Annotated in this window: 12 protein-coding genes; 10 read left to right on the top strand and 2 right to left on the bottom strand. The window is 57.4% G+C overall.

Annotation, left to right across the window (positions count from 1 at the left end; all coding sequences use genetic code 11):
* Positions 1-35: 35 nt before the first annotated feature.
* On the top strand, positions 36-3,449 hold the full coding sequence (locus tag ACAW74_RS08460) for a fibronectin type III domain-containing protein (RefSeq protein ID WP_370697750.1): 3,414 nt from the start codon (positions 36-38) through the stop codon (positions 3,447-3,449).
* Between the two features lie 4 nt (positions 3,450-3,453).
* Positions 3,454-3,936 (top strand): hypothetical protein, encoded by a 483-nt coding sequence (locus tag ACAW74_RS08455; RefSeq protein ID WP_370697749.1) that lies wholly within the window; start codon positions 3,454-3,456, stop codon positions 3,934-3,936.
* Between the two features lie 4 nt (positions 3,937-3,940).
* Here the strand turns inward: ACAW74_RS08455 and ACAW74_RS08450 are convergent, their stop codons facing one another.
* Positions 3,941-5,137 carry an NRAMP family divalent metal transporter gene (locus tag ACAW74_RS08450; protein WP_370697748.1) on the bottom strand — a complete coding sequence of 399 codons (1,197 nt, stop codon included), beginning with the start codon at positions 5,135-5,137 and terminating at the stop codon, positions 3,941-3,943.
* A gap of 74 nt (positions 5,138-5,211) precedes the next feature.
* Positions 5,212-6,111: a 3-keto-disaccharide hydrolase gene (locus ACAW74_RS08445; RefSeq protein ID WP_370697747.1), complete on the bottom strand. Its 900-nt coding sequence runs from the start codon at positions 6,109-6,111 to the stop codon at positions 5,212-5,214.
* A 188-nt stretch (positions 6,112-6,299) separates the two neighbouring features.
* Here ACAW74_RS08445 and ACAW74_RS08440 point away from each other — a divergent pair, with 188 nt between their 5' ends.
* The 8 genes from ACAW74_RS08440 to ACAW74_RS08405 all read left to right on the top strand — a co-directional run bounded on the left by ACAW74_RS08440 (position 6,300) and on the right by ACAW74_RS08405 (position 17,636).
* Positions 6,300-6,941 (top strand): response regulator, encoded by a 642-nt coding sequence (locus ACAW74_RS08440; RefSeq protein ID WP_370697746.1) that lies wholly within the window; start codon positions 6,300-6,302, stop codon positions 6,939-6,941.
* A complete protein-coding gene (locus ACAW74_RS08435; RefSeq protein ID WP_370697745.1) occupies positions 6,938-10,012 on the top strand; it encodes a sensor histidine kinase in 3,075 nt (1,024 codons plus the stop codon). The genes ACAW74_RS08440 and ACAW74_RS08435 overlap by 4 nt, the downstream gene beginning before the upstream one ends.
* Positions 10,013-10,244: 232 nt before the next feature.
* Entirely contained in the window at positions 10,245-11,951 is a 1,707-nt protein-coding gene (locus ACAW74_RS08430) for an SGBP N-terminal domain-containing protein (RefSeq protein ID WP_370697744.1), read from the top strand.
* A 44-nt stretch (positions 11,952-11,995) separates the two neighbouring features.
* Positions 11,996-12,610 (top strand): hypothetical protein, encoded by a 615-nt coding sequence (locus ACAW74_RS08425; protein ID WP_370697743.1) that lies wholly within the window; start codon positions 11,996-11,998, stop codon positions 12,608-12,610.
* Positions 12,611-12,847: 237 nt separating this feature from the next.
* Positions 12,848-14,605 (top strand): M3 family oligoendopeptidase, encoded by a 1,758-nt coding sequence (locus tag ACAW74_RS08420; RefSeq protein ID WP_370697742.1) that lies wholly within the window; start codon positions 12,848-12,850, stop codon positions 14,603-14,605.
* Between the two features lie 161 nt (positions 14,606-14,766).
* Positions 14,767-16,521, top strand: a complete 1,755-nt coding sequence (locus ACAW74_RS08415) for a hypothetical protein (protein WP_370697741.1) — start codon at positions 14,767-14,769, stop codon at positions 16,519-16,521.
* Between the two features lie 17 nt (positions 16,522-16,538).
* Entirely contained in the window at positions 16,539-16,817 is a 279-nt protein-coding gene (locus tag ACAW74_RS08410) for a hypothetical protein (protein WP_370697740.1), read from the top strand.
* A gap of 213 nt (positions 16,818-17,030) precedes the next feature.
* Positions 17,031-17,636, top strand: a complete 606-nt coding sequence (locus ACAW74_RS08405; protein WP_370697739.1) for a DUF3137 domain-containing protein — start codon at positions 17,031-17,033, stop codon at positions 17,634-17,636.
* Positions 17,637-17,674 lie beyond the last annotated feature (38 nt).

Genomic DNA, 17,674 nt, shown 5'->3' with positions numbered 1-17,674 from the left:
CTACACCATCTACGACTTTTTCATCCCCGTTTTTTATGAAAGCATTTTACAGTTTACTGTTGCTGCTGACGACTATAACCGCCACGGCACAGGTCGCCCCCACGGGCTTTACGCTCGATGTAGTCTCGAACACAGAAATAAAACTCAGCTGGAACCACGACGGCAAAGGCATCGACAAGTTCGTTATCGAGAAATCGACCGATGGAGTTGTCTATAGAGCCTTAGCCAGTCCGGCTACTACTAGCCGGTCATTCAACGATAAAGGGCTGAATGCCAACACCGTTTACTTTTACCGGATGTACGCAGCGCTGGGCGCCAGAAACTCCACTACCGTTTCTGCTAAAGCTACCACGCTCTCAAATCCGCCGACGGGGTTTGGCATTACGGCGGCATCAACCGTAAGGATCGATCTGGCCTGGAACAGCGGCGGGTTTCCCACCCTGCTTGAATACAGCAAAAACGCAGATTTCAGCGGAGCCTCCGCCAAACGATTCACGACGGAACAAAGCGGTTTTGTTGACGGGCTAACCCCCAATACCGGTTACTATTTTCGGCTAAAACGAACAACATACAACGGATCGCAGGAGTCGGATTGGGTGCAGGCCAAAGCCGCTACCCAGGATGCCCGGCCCGCCACCCCAACGGGCCTTGCCGTCACCAGCAAGAACACAAACAGTCTTGGCATAAAATGGAACGCCGTTACTGGGGTTGAGGGCTATCAGGCCCGACGGGCCAACGTACCTGATTTTACAAAGGGGCTTATTACGCAGGATATTAGCTTCCTTCAGACATCCTACACGTTTACGAACCTGAACGACAACACAAGCTACTACATGCAGGTACGGGCCAAAAATACCGTCGGCGGCATAGAGTACTGGTCTGACTGGTCGAATACAGTAAACGCGACAACAGATCTGGGACCTCCATTAGCCCCGACGGGAGTTCAGGCTACGCCCATATTACCCACGCGGGTCGACGTTATCTGGACCGACAATTCGGATAACGAAGAAAATTTCATCATCAGCCGCAGTTCAGCGGGATCGAATGGGCCGTGGACAGAGGCTGGTCGGGTAGGAGTCAACATCAAAACGTTTACGGATAACGGCGCGCAGCCTAACACGACCTACTATTATCAGGTTTGTGCCTCGAACAAGACTAGCCAGGCCTGTGCACTTTCGGCCAAAATCAATACGCCTATTCAGACGCCGACGGCTCCTACCGCCCTCGTCGTAGCGATTGCGGGAACAACGGCTACACTGACCTGGAAAGACAACGCGAGTAACGAAGTCGACTACGAAATTCAGCGCAAGGAAGGCAACGGGGCTTTTGCCGATTTCGGTAAAACAGGGGCTTTCAATGGGGCCGGTACGTTCACCGACATCAAACTCTTCGCCGGCCGGACGTATTGTTACCGGGTCAGGTCGACCAATGCGGGTGGCCCTTCCGACTACTCCAACGAAGCCTGCGCCTCGACAGCCCCCGCCCCGCCCAACGCGCCCACCAACCTGCAACTGACGCTGGTATCGGCCAGCCAGATCGACCTGTCGTGGGCCGATGGCGGCGGGGCAACCAGCTTTTTCGTACAGCGGGCCGAAGGGTCGGGCAGTTTTGGAAACATCGATAACCTGGACGCAAGCAAAACCACCTACGCTGATCGAACCGTTCAGGTAGGAAAAACCTATTCATACCGGATCAGCGCGACCAACGTGAGTGGTAATGCGCTGTCTGAGGTAAAAACGATTACGGTCCCGACGGTGCCGGCCGCGCCCGAGTATTCGTTGCAAGTGCTGTCGAGCACCGACATCAAAGTCGATTACCGGAATACGGCAGGTGCCAACGCCACCACCCTGGAGTTGCAATACGCGCTGGATAACGGTTTCGCAACCGGGTTGGGCGGGCAGAACGTACCTGTTGCGGGCAGTACCGTCACCATCGGCAGCCTGCAACCCAATACGCGCTATTTCTTCCGGCTGCGGGCGTCACACAGCGTAACCAGACTCGCCTCCGACTGGGTGTTGAAAGATGCCACCACGAACGCCACGCTGGTGGCGCCATCGGCCCCGGCTAATCTTAAGGCCACCACCGTCAGTTCGACCCAGATTGATCTAGGCTGGACTGCCGCCGTCGGCCTGACGGGATACAAACTGGAATACGCCGACAACGCAGCATTTGCAAACCTGAAAACCGAGACCGGGCTGGCTGGCACTGCCAATGCGTTTTCGGTGCAAAGTCTGCTGCCCAACACAACGTATTACTTCCGGCTCTACGCGATCAACGGCGTAGGTACGTCGCCCGCCGCCACCGCGGACGCCCGCACCGCTCCGGCCCCACTTACCAAACCCGCCGCCCCGACAAACCTTAATCTGAGCGGTTCCGCTGACGGGCGCGTCATCACCATTGGCTGGACAGACGCCTCTTCCAACGAAGACCGGTTCGATATTCAATATGCCGAAACCGCCGATTTTGCCAATCCTACAGCAACCAATGTCGGCGCGGGCGTGGTTACGGGTTCGGTCAATAACCTGCAACCCTGCCGAACCTATTACGTGCGCGTCGCGGCGACCAACAGCGCCGGTAGTTCAGACTGGCTAAGTGGAAAAATTACGCTTAGCCCCAACGTACCTGGAAAAGCCGCGAGCCTCGCCGGGACCGCCGTCAGCCAGTCCCAGATCGACCTCGCCTGGACCTACACGGCCAGCACGGAAGAGGCCTTTGAGCTGGAATATGCGGATAATGGCAACTATGCCAACAGCACCAAACGCGACCTCGCCAAAGCCAACCGGACCGAGGCCGTAACGGGCCTGAAAGCCGGCACGCCCTATTGGCTCCGGCTGCGGGCCAAAAACTGCGGCGGCGGCGGTGATTGGCTGGAAACGACCGCTACCACGCAGACGAGTACACCCGTCACCTTGCCCGCGCCGACCAGCCTGCGCTTTGCCACGAGTTCGCCCGTTTTTACGCAGTTGAGCCTGCTCTGGACCGACGTGGCCACCACCGAAACGGGTTATGAAGTGTGGCGTGCAGACAATGATCAGACCAACTGGAACCGCGTGGCCCAACTGCCCGCCAACGCGGCCACCTTCACCGATGTAGGGCTGCGGGCCGGTGTACCTTATTTCTACCGGGTCAGGGCTGTGCAGAACACCACCTTTTCCGACTGGTCGAACGTCATTACGGACCGGGCGCCGCTGGTCAGTGCCGTCAGTCTGCCCGCCGAGGTCCGTGTTTACCCCAATCCCACCAGCGACCTGCTGACCATCGATTGTCCGTCGGGTGGGTCGGGTGTCGTGCAGATTCTGTCTGTGGCGGGCTTACCTGTGCTCGAGCAACGGGTCAGTAGCCTGGCTGGTCGCTTCGTGCTCGATCTACGGGCATTGCCCACGGGCCTGTATGTCGTCACGGTGTCTACCACAACAACTCGTTTTTCTACCCGTCTTCTAAAACGCTAACTCCATGCGCCCGTTCATCACCACCACCAGCCTCCTCGTGTTTGTCACATTGTTCGGTATCGGCTGTAAGACCGCCGGTAGCGACCCCACGCTCACCCCACAACCGACAAAGAGCGTTGCCGACATCATTGCCAACAAATCGTGGAAAGCCCTGCGCGTGCAGGAGGGAACCGTAACAGTTTATCAGGATGGCCGCTCAGACAACATCTATCCCGGCTACCGAAACTACCAACTGACGTTTACGGGGCAGAAGGTCAAGCTGACCGAGTTTACCGGCGAGGTCTTCGACGGCGACTGGACCGCCCTCGACAACAGCTCACGAACGTACCTGGCGTTGCGTAACCTCACCCCAACCCCGACCAATTCGGGCGGCACCGTCGAATTTGACGTCAATTCGTTCTCCGATACGCAGGTCGTGATTACGGCCAGCAAGCCGAACCTGAAAACGGGCAACACCATCAACGTGTATACGCTGATTCCGAGATAAGGCATCAGGCGGTCAGCGCCAGCCAGACGTTCCAGCCGCCGAGCACAGCCGTGACCAGCACCACCAGGCCCATCGCCAGATTCTGGCCCAGCGAGTTGACGTGCTGCCCCAGCAAAGCCCGGTCGTTGACGGCCCTGAACAGAAACACCGTCACGAACGGTAGCAGAATCCCGTTGATCGCCTGCACGGCCACGATCACCGGGATCGGCGTCGCGTTGGCCAGCCCGAAGCCGACGCCCGTTAGCAATACCAGCGCCCAGATGAGCCTGAACGTACCCGAGTTTCTGGGTACGTTCAGCAGGCTCGTCGCCGTAATCGCCGCGGCCAGCGGGGCCGTCAGCGAGGAGGCGAACCCGGCGGCAAACAGCCCGAAGGCAAACAACGTACCTGCCCACGTACCCAGCCGGTCGGCCAGCACCGTGGCCATGTGGGCGTAGGTGAAATCGTTGGGAATCAGCAGGCCCGCCAGCAGCAGTACCACCGAGATAATACCGCCCAGCACCACGGCCACCCAGATGCCCAGCCGCATATCGGCCAGCGATTGGTTGGGCGAAATACTGGATCCGAAAAAGAGATTGTAGGGTACGATGGTGGTGCCGATCAGCCCGTTGATGAGCAGCAGTGACTCATTGAGCGAGCCGCTGGGTACGTTGGGGACGATGAGCGCTTTGGTTAGGGCGAGGGGCGTCACGGGCGTACCAAATGCGACGTATACGAATGCCCCGCCCATCGCAAACACCACCAGCCCCAGCATATTGGCGAGGCCCTGCGTGGAGCCAATCCACAACAACGCTGCGCAGCCGATACCTACTACAACGGTTAGTGTCGGGGCTGGTAGGCCCGTCAGTAACGACAACCCCGCCACGGCACCCAGAATATTGCCCGCCTGGTAAGCCGCACAGCCGAGGAAAATGGCCCCAAACAACGCCCAGGCCACTCGCCGCCCCGTCGGTTCCGCATAGCTCTGCCGGATCACCTGCCCCAGGTCGCGGCCCGTGGTGAGGGTGATGCGCGAGGCAGCCTCCTGTAACCAGACCGTTCCCAGCGTCGCGAAGGTCAGCACCCAAAGCAGATCGAGGCCGTAGCGCGACCCGGCGATGGCGCAGGCCGTTACCGAACCGGGCCCAATAAAAGCCGCCGAAATAACCGACCAGAATAAAATGCTGCCGAGTCCGGCACGTAGAGAAAGTGATTTGGGCATAGGGGAGGGGCGTAGGGGTGAGGGATTACTCATGCGAAAGCAATACCCCCCGCCCTGAGCCCCCACCCCCAAGCTTATTTAAATACACACGCCGCTTCATCCGATTCGACGTAGTAAGACTTGTAGTTCTTCGCCTTGCGGTTCATGCAGCCTTTCAGGTTCAGCAGCTTGATGTTGCGGAAGTCGATCGGGTGGCTTTCGGCCTGTAGGGCAATGTAGCCTTCTTTCAGGGGCTTGCCGGCCCGTTGTCGCCAATACTCGGCGTTGGCCACGCCCGACTGCTCGAAGTCATTGTCTTTGCTGATGAAGACGGCATCCGTAACGGGTTTTTCGTAAGCCAGCACCGTCTTGCCGTCGATGCGGTGTTCGATGAGCGAATCGCCCAGCACCAGCACTTCAACCGTTACCCACTGATCGCCATCGTAGGTTTTCGAGTTCGATTCGATGCAGTGGAGCGGGTTCACCTGCCCTTTCTGCTTCACCAACGTACCTGGCGAACATAAATTGGCCGTGGGGCGGGGTTTGCCATTGCTCAAACCACCCAGCGTCTGCACTTCCAGCGATACCGGAAAATCCTGCTTTAGGCTCACGCTCTGCGCCGATTGCGAATGGAACATCACGCCGCTGTTGCGCACGTTCCAGCTGGCCCCGCCCGGCGTCTGGTTGCCCGTAAAGCGGTAGTCGAACCGCAGCTTGTAGTGCGAGAACGGCTGTTTGTAATACATATGCCCAAACCGCCCGTCGAACCGTTCGTACTGATCGTAGGCGATCCGAATCATGTCGTTTTCGACGCGAAAGGTGTTGCCCCAGTTTTCACCCAGCGGATAGCCCGTGATTTTGATGTCCCAGGCCGAGAGGTCTTTGCCGTTGAAGAGCGACAGCCAGTCTTCGCGCTGGGCGTTCTGATTAGCGAGGCGCTGGGCGTGGGTTGTATAGGTGAATAGGGTCAGGAGGAGGTACAGAAACGGTTTCATAACTGGAGTTTTAGCGCAACGGTTAGTGCCTGTTGAGGTTGCGGCAAGATAAGACACAAAGGCGGCAACTATACCGGACTGGCGGGCTCGGCGGCGATGATAAGTGACGGGTCCCCCATTTTGGGGAGTTTAAGCCGATTGATGTGCTGTTGCTTTACTGGAAGTAAGTTTTGACCACCTGTTGACCTATGTGCAGCCATACTCCCGTCGCGAAAGCCACCGTCCTGATTATCGACGACCACCGGATGTTTGCCGAAGGCATCCGGTTTTTGCTCGAACAAACCAACCGCTATACGGTCGTCGGCACGCTGAACCGCAGCCGCGACGTGCTACACTTCCTGCGGCAGCAGCCGACCCATGCCCTGCTGCTTGACATCGACCTGCCCGATGGGTCGGGCTTTGAGCTGGCGGGCCAAATTCGGGCTCATTTTCCTAAAACGGCGATTCTGGCGCTGTCCATGCTCACAGATACGCACTCGATTCGGCGCATGATGGAGTCCGGTGCCACGGGCTACTGCCCCAAAAATTCGGGTTATGATGAGCTCCTGACGGCGCTGACCGCTGTATTGGCTGGCCAGACCTACCTGCCGCCTATCTATTTCGAACAGCGCGAAGCCAGGCAGCAGGGGCTCGACAGCACCGGGCTGAGTGCCCGCGAAGCCGAGATTGCTGTGTTCATTGCCAGCGGGATTAGCACGCAGCAGATTGCCGAACAGCTCTGCCTGAGTCCCCGAACCGTCGAAACACATCGGAAAAACATATACCGCAAATTGGGGGTACACACCAACGTCGAGCTGGCTGCTATCGCCCGTCAGCGGCGTCTGCTATGAGCGGCCTGGCAGCCCGATTGCTGGCCGTGGGCATGAGCTGGCTCTTGCTCGGGATGGCTGTTACGGCAGCGGCTCAGTCGCGATTTTTCGAGACGTGGGGGCAGGCGCAGGGCCTTTCGCAGGGAACAGGCTATGCCGTGGCTGAGTACGACGATTTCCGATGGGTGGGTACGCAGGACGGCCTCAACCGTTTCGATGGCTATGGGTTTCGGGTCTTTCGGGCGGGCGGTGCCGGGTCGCTCAGCAACAACATGGTGCAGGCTCTGTTTACCGACTCGCAGGGTCGTTTCTGGGTGGGTACGGCCAAAGGGCTGAACCTGTACCAGCCCATTTCTGAGCAATTTATTGCCGCCACAACGTACCTGAAGCAACCCCACACGGCGGCGCTCGGTCAGGCTTCAGTCGAGCAGATCATCGAAGACAGCAGCCATACCGTTTGGGTGCTGACGGACGCTCACGGGCTGCTGGCACTCCGGCGCAATCGGCCCGTAACGGTCTTTTTTGGTGCAAATCTGACGTTGCAAAACGCCTGCCTCGGTCCCGGCGGGGTGTTATGGCTGGCTACCCGTGATGTTATTTATCGACACAACCCGCAAACCGATCAGTTTGAGCCAGTGCTGAGCCGCAGCAACGTATCTGGCACCTACCCGCTACCGAGTGCATCGCCCTTTCGGCTGGTGGCCTTCGATCAGCCCGGACGGCTCTGGGTCGGCACCCGCAGCGATGGCCTGTTTTGGGTCGAGCAGCCGGGGGCACATGCACGGGTACAGCCGTGGCGGGCCGGGGCCACCGGCTTGAGCAGCAATGAGTTGTCGGCCCTGCTGATGGCCCGCGACGGTCACGTCTGGATCGGCACCCGCACCGGCGGCCTGACTGTCTATGACCCCCAAGCGCGACGCTTTAGCCATTATCAACGCGAAGTCGGCGAACCCCACAGCCTGACCGAGAACAATGTCTGGTCGCTGTTTGAAGACCACTCCGGGCTGATCTGGGTGGGCTTTAGCAGTCAGGGCGTGGCTAAACACGACCCCCGGCAGTTTGTGTTTCAACGCCTACAGCAGCATCCCGACCGCCCGGCTGACCCGCGCTCGCTACCCGATAACATGATTTTTAGGATAGTGGGCCAAGGGCAACAGGTGTACATTGGCACCGCCACGGGTGGCCTGGCCCGCGTTGATCGCACCACGGGGCGCGTCACGGCCTTGTTGCCCACTCAGGCGGGTAGTGAGGTACGGGTGATAGTGCCCGACGCGCAAGGACGCCTGTGGCTGGCCAACTGGCAAGGCCTTTACGCCTACGATATCGCCCGCCAAACCGTGCAGACGTACCCCGTTGCCCAGAAGCAACAAGGCCAACCGTATGTATTTGCTGCCCATATGGTCGCCGACCCGGCCACTCGCCAGACCCGCGAAGTATGGGTGGGTGGGCAAACGGGCCTGTTGCGGTTCGATGTGCGTCAGCGTCAGTGGCTGACTTGGCACGATCACCCGGTCTTGCTGCGCGTAACAGGGCTACCCATCCGGTTGTTGCACCCCGACCCAATCGTGCCCGACCGACTCTGGATTGGTACGCTGAATCACGGGCTGTTTGCCTACGATCGCCAGACTCGCCGCCTGTGGTCGTTTGAGCGGGTGGTGGGGCTGGGCACGGCCAATATCCGGTCGGTGTGGGCGGGGGGGCGCACTATCTGGGTCGGAACCGATGCGGGGCTGTTTCGGATCGACCGGGCTACGATGCGGTTGTTGCGCCACTACACCCACGCCGATGGCCTGCCCAACGAGGTGATCTATGGCATACTGCCCGACGACGCGGGAACCCTCTGGCTGAGCAGCAACCAGGGGCTAACCCAGTTTTCGCCCACGCGGGGCGTGCTGATCACCTACGACGAAACCGACGGGCTGCAAGGCAATGAGTTCAACACCAACGCTTGCTTCAAAGACCCCGATGGCACGCTGTTTTTTGGGGGAGTTAACGGGGTGAGTTATTTCCGCCCGCCGACGCTGCTACCCCCCCGAACACCGCCAACCGTGCGCCTGACGGCCCTGACAGTGCTCGATAGCGTCTATACGCCCAACCGGGCCGAGTTGCGGCTCGCTGCCGACCAGAACTTCATCACGATTGGCTTTACGGCCCTCAACTTCGCCAACCCCCGACGTACCCAGTATCGGTATCAACTGATTGGTCTCGATCCCGCTTGGGTGCAGGCTGGCACGCGCCGCACGGCCAACTACACCAAACTACCGCCCGGCGACTACCGCTTCCGGGTACAGGCCCGCACCGATGGTGGCCCGTGGAACCCGCAGGGGGCGTCGGTGTGGGTAAGGGTGGCACCGCCGTACTGGCAAACGATCTGGTTTCGGGTGGGGCTGATCGCGCTCCTGGTGACCGGCATCTGGGGCGTTTACCGGTTTCGGCTGAGGCAGGTTCAGCGGCAACTGACGCAGGAAATGGTTATAGCCATACGTACCCAGGAATTGGAACGTCAGCGTTTTGCCAAAGAATTGCACGATGGCATTGGCGCCAACCTGTCGGTGCTGAAGCTCTACCTGTCCTCCTTGGGAAAAGGCCACACCAACCCGGAGGTCATTCGGGGGCGGGCGATGGCTGTGCTCAACAGTTCGGTCAGCGACATCCGGGCATTGATCAACGACATGCACCCGCGCAGCCTGAGTCAGCAGGGACTAGCCCAGACCCTGACCGACATGGTGGCCATGCTGAACGACACCAACCAACTGTACCTACAGCTAGACGTAGACAACGTACCCAGCCAATTGCCGCAGGCCATCGAGATCAACCTGTTCCGGGTGGTGCAGGAACTGGTCCAGAACACCCTTAAACACGCCAACGCCCAGCACGTCTGGCTGAGCCTTCACTACAAGGCCAACACCCTTACGCTCAGCTACCGCGACGACGGGCGCGGCATGGCGGGCACCACGCCAGCCAGTACATCTGGCCACGGCATTATCAATATACGGCAGCGGATCGACCTGCTCAAAGGCACCTGCCAGCTCGATAACGAGCCCGGAAAGGGGATGTGTACCGTAATCGAGGTGCCGGTGGCAGGGCTGTAAAATACCAAGATCAGGGTATGGATGGGCCTTGGTCGGTAGGGGACCTTTGCTAAGGTAATCGACACGCTACGCATGAAACCATCCAAGACTAATCAGGCCCTTATTGGGTTGGCTATCTCGCTGATTGTGAGTGCGATGGCTATCATCGGGTTGCTGATTCTTTAACCTCGGTCATCCGCAGGGACTTGTTGTTTTTGCCAGGAAAAAGACCCCTTATTAACGCTGTATAATCATGAGAACGCTCCGTGCCTCCGTAACGCCTTTGCTGACTGGCCTAGTCTTGCTGCTTGGTCTGGTTACCGCCTGCAAGAAAGACCCCGACCCGGTTGCCAAAAATTCGGCCAAGGCCATTACGTCGTTCACGTTTGGGTCGTTGAGCCCGGCGGTGGTGGCCACCGTTAGCGGCAACACCATCACAGGTACGTTGCCGCTCGGCACAAGCCTGAGCAGCCTGGCGCCGACCATTGTGGTGTCTGACAAAGCCACTGTTTCGCCTGCATCGGGCGTAGCGCAGGACTTCAGCAAGCCGGTGGTGTATACCGTCACGGCCGAAGACGGCAGCACGCAGGCCTATACGGCCACCATGTCGGTAAACAAGAGTTCGGCGAAGGCCATTCTGACGTTCACGTTTGCGGCCCTTATCCCGGCGGTGTCCTGCACGGTGGATGCTACGGCCAAAACCGTTACAGGTACGTTGCCCGCCGGCACCGACGCCACCAAGCTGATTCCCACGATCACGCTGTCGGAAAAAGCGACGGTATCGCCCGCATCAGGCGTTGTTCAGGATTTTTCAAAAGCCGTAACTTATACCGTGACAGCCGAAGATGGTACGACGCAGGCATATACGGTGAATGTGACAATAGCGAAGCCTGTCAATAACGGGACTGTGTACATCGGTAGTTTTGATGGTAACCTGTACGCCCTGGATGCTTTGACGGGTGCCAAGAAATGGCAATTCACGACCAGTGATATTGTTAAATCAACGCCAACCGTAGCGAATGGGCTCGTCTATTTTGCGAGTGGAGACAAGAAGCTCTATGCGTTGGATGCCGAAACCGGCGCCAAGAAATGGGAATCGGCTGCGGTACTCAAGCAACCCTTTGCAGCCCCAATGGTGGCGAATGGATTCGTTTATTATGGGGGCGAGCATTATCTCTACGCCTTCGATGCCTTGACCGGGGCCGAGAAGTGGACGTATCAGCATGATGAGGTGTATAGCTGGGATGCCTCGCCCACGGTGCTCGATGGGATTGTGTATGCCAGTATCAGAGGCAGTTCGGGCGGAAAGTCGGGCCTTCATGCCTTAAATGCCGCAACCGGTGCGCTGAAATGGCACCAGCCCGAGATTGGCATTTCGGAGTCGTCGCCTGCCGTGGTGGCTGGACTCCTGTATGCCGGATCGGAATTTAACGGGTTTAAGGCAATCGATGTTGCCACCGGGGCTATCAAATGGACGTTCGATAGTGGCTTGATCGTCAACTCTTCGCCTACCATTGCCAATGGTATTGTCTACGTGGGAGCGAGTGCATTTGGCACAAACACAGACAATAACAAGCTCTACGCCATCGATGCTAAAACGGGTGTAAAGAAATGGGAATTTAAAACGCCCGATGGTGGCCCCGATTATTCGTCACCCATTGTCGCTGATGGCATTGTGTACATCGGCGCGGGTGGGACGCTCTACGCCGTCGATGCCGCAACCGGGGCGAAGAAATGGGAAACCAGACCCGATGGCAGTGGTCTGATTCTGTCAGGACCAGTGGTGGCGAATGGCCTGGTTTATCTGGGCATCAACAAGAAAGTCTACGCCTTCGATGCGGCAACCGGGGCTAAAAAATGGGAGTACGAAACCGGTCGTGGTGTTGATGAGTCATCGCCTTGTGTGCTCGCCAAAGATGGCACCGTTTACCACGCCGGTATCAGCGGCATGGTACAGTAAGTCATTCCGCTTCTAACCACACCACCACTAATTCTATAAGTTACATGAAAACCAATCTATTCGTCGCCTTTTTGTTGGCCATCGCCCAACTTACCGCTCAGGCACAGGGGGCTATCTGGCGGGACGTACCTGCCGGTGAACTCGGCGGCGTGGCCGTTACCGACCTTATGGGCCGGGTACGTGCCTCGATGGATTACGCCAACAAGTATGGATTCGGGGCGGGTATCCCCACCTTTTACAACGGTGAAAAAAACGGACAAATCGTATACGGAACGGTGCTGCTGGCGAAAAGCGCAGTTGAGTTCAAAGATATCCCTGTAACCGAGCTAGGTAACGTATCACTTACTGATTACCAGGAACGGGTGCGTCAGGCCATGACCTGGGCGACCAACCACGGTTACGGCGCGGGTATTCCTACATTTTATCACGCCGATCATGGCCGGGGTATGGTGTGCGGGGTCATGCTGGTGAAACCAGAGGCAATCAAGTTCGTTGATGTCTCGTCATTGAGGAATGTACGCCCCTTCGACCGCGCCGACACCGCTGACTGGGCGAGGGTAGCAGGCGATTGGGCCGCCAAAAACGGCTATGTCGGGGCAATGCCTACCTACCACGTTGGTCGGGACAATGTATTTGGCGTGGTCTGTTTCAAGAAGTAGCAAGACCAAAGGGGAGTCAATCTACAAGTTCGGAAACTAACAGTCTTCGTTATCGCCTTGCGTGCTTGCTAAAGACAGTGCTGTGTTCTACGTCTGTATGGTTATCCGAAATGTACTACCCTGAATTGTGGCTCAGGTATGTGTTTGCGGTCCTAATCCACAAACCGAAACGGGCTTGTCGAGTTAGTCATTTGCCGGGTGTGATGCCAGCCCGACAAATGATTACTTTTGTTTACTATGCAGCCCGAACTGACCCTTGCCCAGCCTCCCCGGCACTTTCTGCCCGAATCCTACGAACTGACCGATTGGGCGCATGTACAGCCCTTTTACGACGATCTGCTTCAGCGTTCCATCGACTCGGCCGACGACCTGCGCCGCTGGTTTGCCGACCGTAGCGAACTGGAATCGTATCTGTCGGAAAATTTCGCCTGGCGCTACATTCGCATGACCTGCGATACGGCCAGTGAAGCACTTGTTTCTCAGTTGAATTTCTTCATTGAGACCATTCAGCCACAGATGAGCACGCTGGGCAATGAACTGGATCAGAAAGCGCTGGCCAGTCCCTTTCTCGATCAGCTCGACGATGAAGCGCACGCCGTGATGGTGCGGGGGATGAAACTGGCCAACGCTATTTTTCGGGACGAAAACATTCCACTGCAAACCGAGATGCAGACCGAGGAGCGCAAATACAGCGCGCTCAATGGCGCCATGACGGTGGTGATGGAAATCGATGGTATTCGCGAGGAAGTTACGCTGCAAAAAGCCACCGATTTCCTGCAAAGTACCGACCGGAGCGTGCGCGAAAACGCCTGGTTTCTGATTCAGGAGCGGCGTTTTCGGGATCACGAAGCCCTTGATGCGCTCTACGACACGCTCGTTTCATTGCGGCATCAGATTGCCCGAAATGCGGGTTTCGCCAATTACCGCGACTACGCCTTTGCCGCTCTGGGTCGGTTCGACTACACTCCCGCCGATTGCTTTACCTTCCATCAGTCGGTGGCCGAGGCTGTGGTGCCGCTGTTGACTCAGCAGGCGGCCGAACGCAAGGCCAAGCTGCAACGGACCGATACGTCGCTGGATGTGCTGCGCCCGTGGGATAGCAAGGTCGACCCCGATGGCCACGCGCCGCTGGTGCCGTTTGCAACCGGTGCCGATCTGGTCGATAAAACGATCCGCTGTTTCGACCACCTGGACCCCAGCGGCGAACTGGGCGGCTACCTGCGCGTGATGCGGCAAATGGGCCACCTCGACCTCGAATCGCGGAAAGGCAAGGCGCCGGGCGGCTACAATTACCCCCTCGAAGAAATTGGCGTGCCGTTTATTTTCATGAACGCTACGTCAAGCCTGCGCGACTTGGTCACGATGGTGCACGAAGGGGGGCATGCCGTGCATTCGTTCCTGACCCGCGAATTGCCGCTGAAGGCTTTCCGAAATCCGCCGATGGAGGTAGCCGAACTGGCGTCGATGGCGATGGAGCTTATTTCGATGGATCACTGGGACGTGTTCTTTACGGACCCCGACGAGCTGCGCCGCGCCCGCCTGCAACACCTGGAATCGATTGTAGAAACGCTGCCCTGGGTGGCCACCATCGACAAATTCCAGCATTGGGTCTACGAGCACCCCGCCCACACCCACGCCGAACGCCGCGCCGCCTGGGTACGTATCTTCGACGAGTTTGCCGATACCCAAACCGACTGGAGTGGGCTGGAGCATTATAAAGAATACATCTGGCAAAAGCAGCTTCACCTCTATGAAGTGCCGTTCTACTACATTGAATACGGAATTGCGCAGCTAGGGGCCATTGGCGTCTGGCGCAATTACCGGCGCGATGCGCAGGCTGGCTTGCAGGGCTACAAAGAGGCGCTAAAGTTAGGCTACCAAGCACCAATCGGCACCATTTACGCCGCCGCCAATGTGCCGTTCGACTTCTCGAAAGAGCATATCGGTGAACTGATGGCTTTCTTACAGGAAGAAATCGGTCGGTTGAAAGCGTAAGTATGCCAATGTTGTCAGGTAGCAGGCAGCCCGGTAAGCTGGTTGGCGGCCTGTAGCTAGCCAGAGGTGTCAAAAGCGCCTGAACCCTGAATTTCGAAGCAGCCAGTATCCGGACGTTCGCTAACTTATATGTTAATTTGCCTTGATTTAAAGGCGAATCTATGAGCGAACTGTTTACCGAAATGGAGAGCCCTGTCGTTCGACGGGTGCGTAGTGCGAAGTGGTTAGTGTGGGTGGTCGGTGGGTTACCGGTGGTCGCCTTCTTCGTTTTTTTCTGGTTTCAGGCGGTTAACGTACCCTATCAGGATGATTTCGACGGGCTGCTCGAACCTGCCATTACCTTCAGCAAACCGGATCTGACGATCGATGACATCTGGACGGCCTACGCCACGCAGGACGATGAGCGCCGGATCATCACCAACCGGATGGCGGTTCACGCCCAGTATCTGCTTACGGGGGAGTTTAACTTCCGCACGCACATACTGGCTGGCTCGCTGGTATTGCTGCTGGCGCTGGGTGTTTTCTGGGTGTGGTTCAGGCGCAATCGGTGGTCGCCGTGGCTATTTGTGCCCGTGCCGTTTATGCTCTTCCACCCGCAATATTTCGACGCGATTCTATGGTCGATTATTCCGTTTCAGCACGTGGCAGTCTACATCTGGGCGCTGCTGGCCATCTGGCTCATTAGTCGTGATACCCGCCAAACGTTTGGTTGGGCCATTATGGCGGCCGTCATCGCGCTGCTTTCCGACGTAACGGGGTTGCTGCCGTTTATCGTCGGGGGTGTTTTACTGGTTATTCAACAGCGCTGGCGGCAACTGGCCGTCTGGGTAGCCGTAACGGCCCTGGCGCTGGGTACGTATTTTCATCATTTTGAGGTGCCGGGTTACCGGCCGTCGTTTTCCGACAATATCAAGCTGCCGGGAACGATGCTCCAACTGTGGCTATCGATGCAGGGACTCTGGGCCGATGCCGTTCCTCGCTTGCCATTTGCCGTTCGTCTGGGGTTAACGATCCTTGTAGGGCTGGCCGGGGTTGGGTTGTGGGTGAGCTCGTTCTGGCAAAGTGCAGCGCTATATCTGAAAAAGCGGCAGGTACCTAACAGACAGGTGCTCTTCCTGTATGGCGGTGTACTGCTTTTTCTAGGCGTGTTCACGCTCTTCGCGACGGGGCGCACCGTAGAAGGCGTGCAGGCCGCGTTTATTACGCGCTACCGGTTCATGCACATGGCGTGGCTGGTGCTGCTGTATTTGTTGCTGCTGTACCGGTTGCCCGCTCGGCTTCGTCAGCAAACGTGGCTGGTGGCTGTGGCGGTAGGGGGTAGCGTTCTATACAGCCTGACCCTGTGGTTTCAATACGCTTCTGAGGCAAAGCATTTTCGGCAGGCCCTGCTTGCCGACCTGCATAGCTGGCAACACCACCGCATCATTCCCTCAACACCCATTTATTTCCTGCACAAGGAAGTCGTCGACAATTGGATGGAACAGGCCGAAGCCAAAGGGATTTTTCGGTACGATAACCCACAACTCGAAGCGCTGGCACAGGCCCCGATTGCCGGTAAGGCCGAGGTACAGTTTGATGAAAACAAGGAGCGGCTTGGCGTCAATCTGTTGAGCATGCCACAGCCCGCATTTTCGTCATCGGCCGAGGTGTATGTGCTGATTAGGGAGAAAAATGCCGCCTACGACGGCAGCCGGGCGCCGCTTATCTTCCCGACGGTCTCCACGCGGTCATCAGTTCTGGGCTGGCTCCGTTCAGGGCGGCTGCTCAACACGCCCTACGCGGCGCAGACTATCCTCAAACAATACCTGACCGACCCGACCCCGACCATCGAAATTGGTGTTATTGATGGTGAGCGGGTTGTTCGATATGAGGCAGGGCAAAACCCAACTTTATCACTACCTTTGCCGAAAAATTAGGCCATAATCATTTCGCTATGAAACGCGTCGCGTATATGGGTGTGTTTGCGCTGGCTAGCCTCTCGCTGGCTTCGTGCGACTACCAGAAAAACAATACCATTCGGCAGGAAGACTTCCGTAAGAACGATGTCAGCGCTGATTACAAAGCCGGTGATCCTGAAGTATATGGTCGGGGTAAGGATTCGGCTGCTGTACAGTCGACATACAAATACACGCCTAATCCAGAGTTGGACAAACGCACGCAGAAGATCCGCGAGAAGCTGTTCGGCAACGGCAGCATCAATCAGGGCGCTTAGTTGGGTTGACCAGCCAGCGTTTACGGTTGTGTTATCGCAACCCTGACTCGTGCAGGAGCGACGCAGCGTCTAAAGCCTAGACGTTGAACGTTGGACAACGAGATTTAGCCATTGAACCCCAAAAAAGCGGTGCTTATCAGTACCGCTTTTTTCATGTCGGCTCTGAAGGCATCTTTGCTCAGACAAAACCTAAACACATTGCGTATGAGCTTTATGCGATCACTTTTTGGCCCTAGTAAGCAGGAAATTTGGCAACAACTCGCCCACGAAATAAACGCCCGCTACACCGACGGAGGCCTTTGGCATAAAAGCTTTGTCGATGCGTCGGTTGGCGAATGGACCGTCAGGCTGGATACCTATGCCGTGTCGACAGGAAAATCGACCATTACCTATACCCGGATACGGGCGCCGTACATCAACAAAGACGGTTTTCAGTTCAAGATTTACCGTAAAGGGCTGTTTAGTGGCATCGGCAAATTCTTCGGGATGCAGGATATCGAGATTGGTCATCCGCAGTTCGATGAGGACTTTATCCTTCAGGGAAACGATGAGACCAAGGTCCGGCAGTTGCTGACCAGCAGCATGATTCGGCAACTGTTCGATGTGCAGCCCTCCATTAGTCTGGAGGTGAAAGATGATGACGGCTGGCTGAGTGGCCGCTTTCCCGAAGGGGTCGATCAGCTGTATTTTCAGGTCGTTGGTGTCATCAAAGATGTCGACCGTTTGAAAGCGCTGTATGATCTCTTTGCCGAAGTCCTTCATGAACTAACGCGCATCGGCTCTGCTTATGAAGGCGACCCGCAGGTCGAGTTACGTTAAAAGGCTGTCAAGGTGGCGATGATCAGTTAGCACACGGT

It is taken from the genome of Fibrella musci (assembly GCF_041321105.1).
Lineage (GTDB): Bacteria > Bacteroidota > Bacteroidia > Cytophagales > Spirosomataceae > Fibrella > Fibrella musci.
Note: the sequence above shows the minus strand (reverse complement) of the source record. Positions and strands in the feature narration are given on the sequence as shown.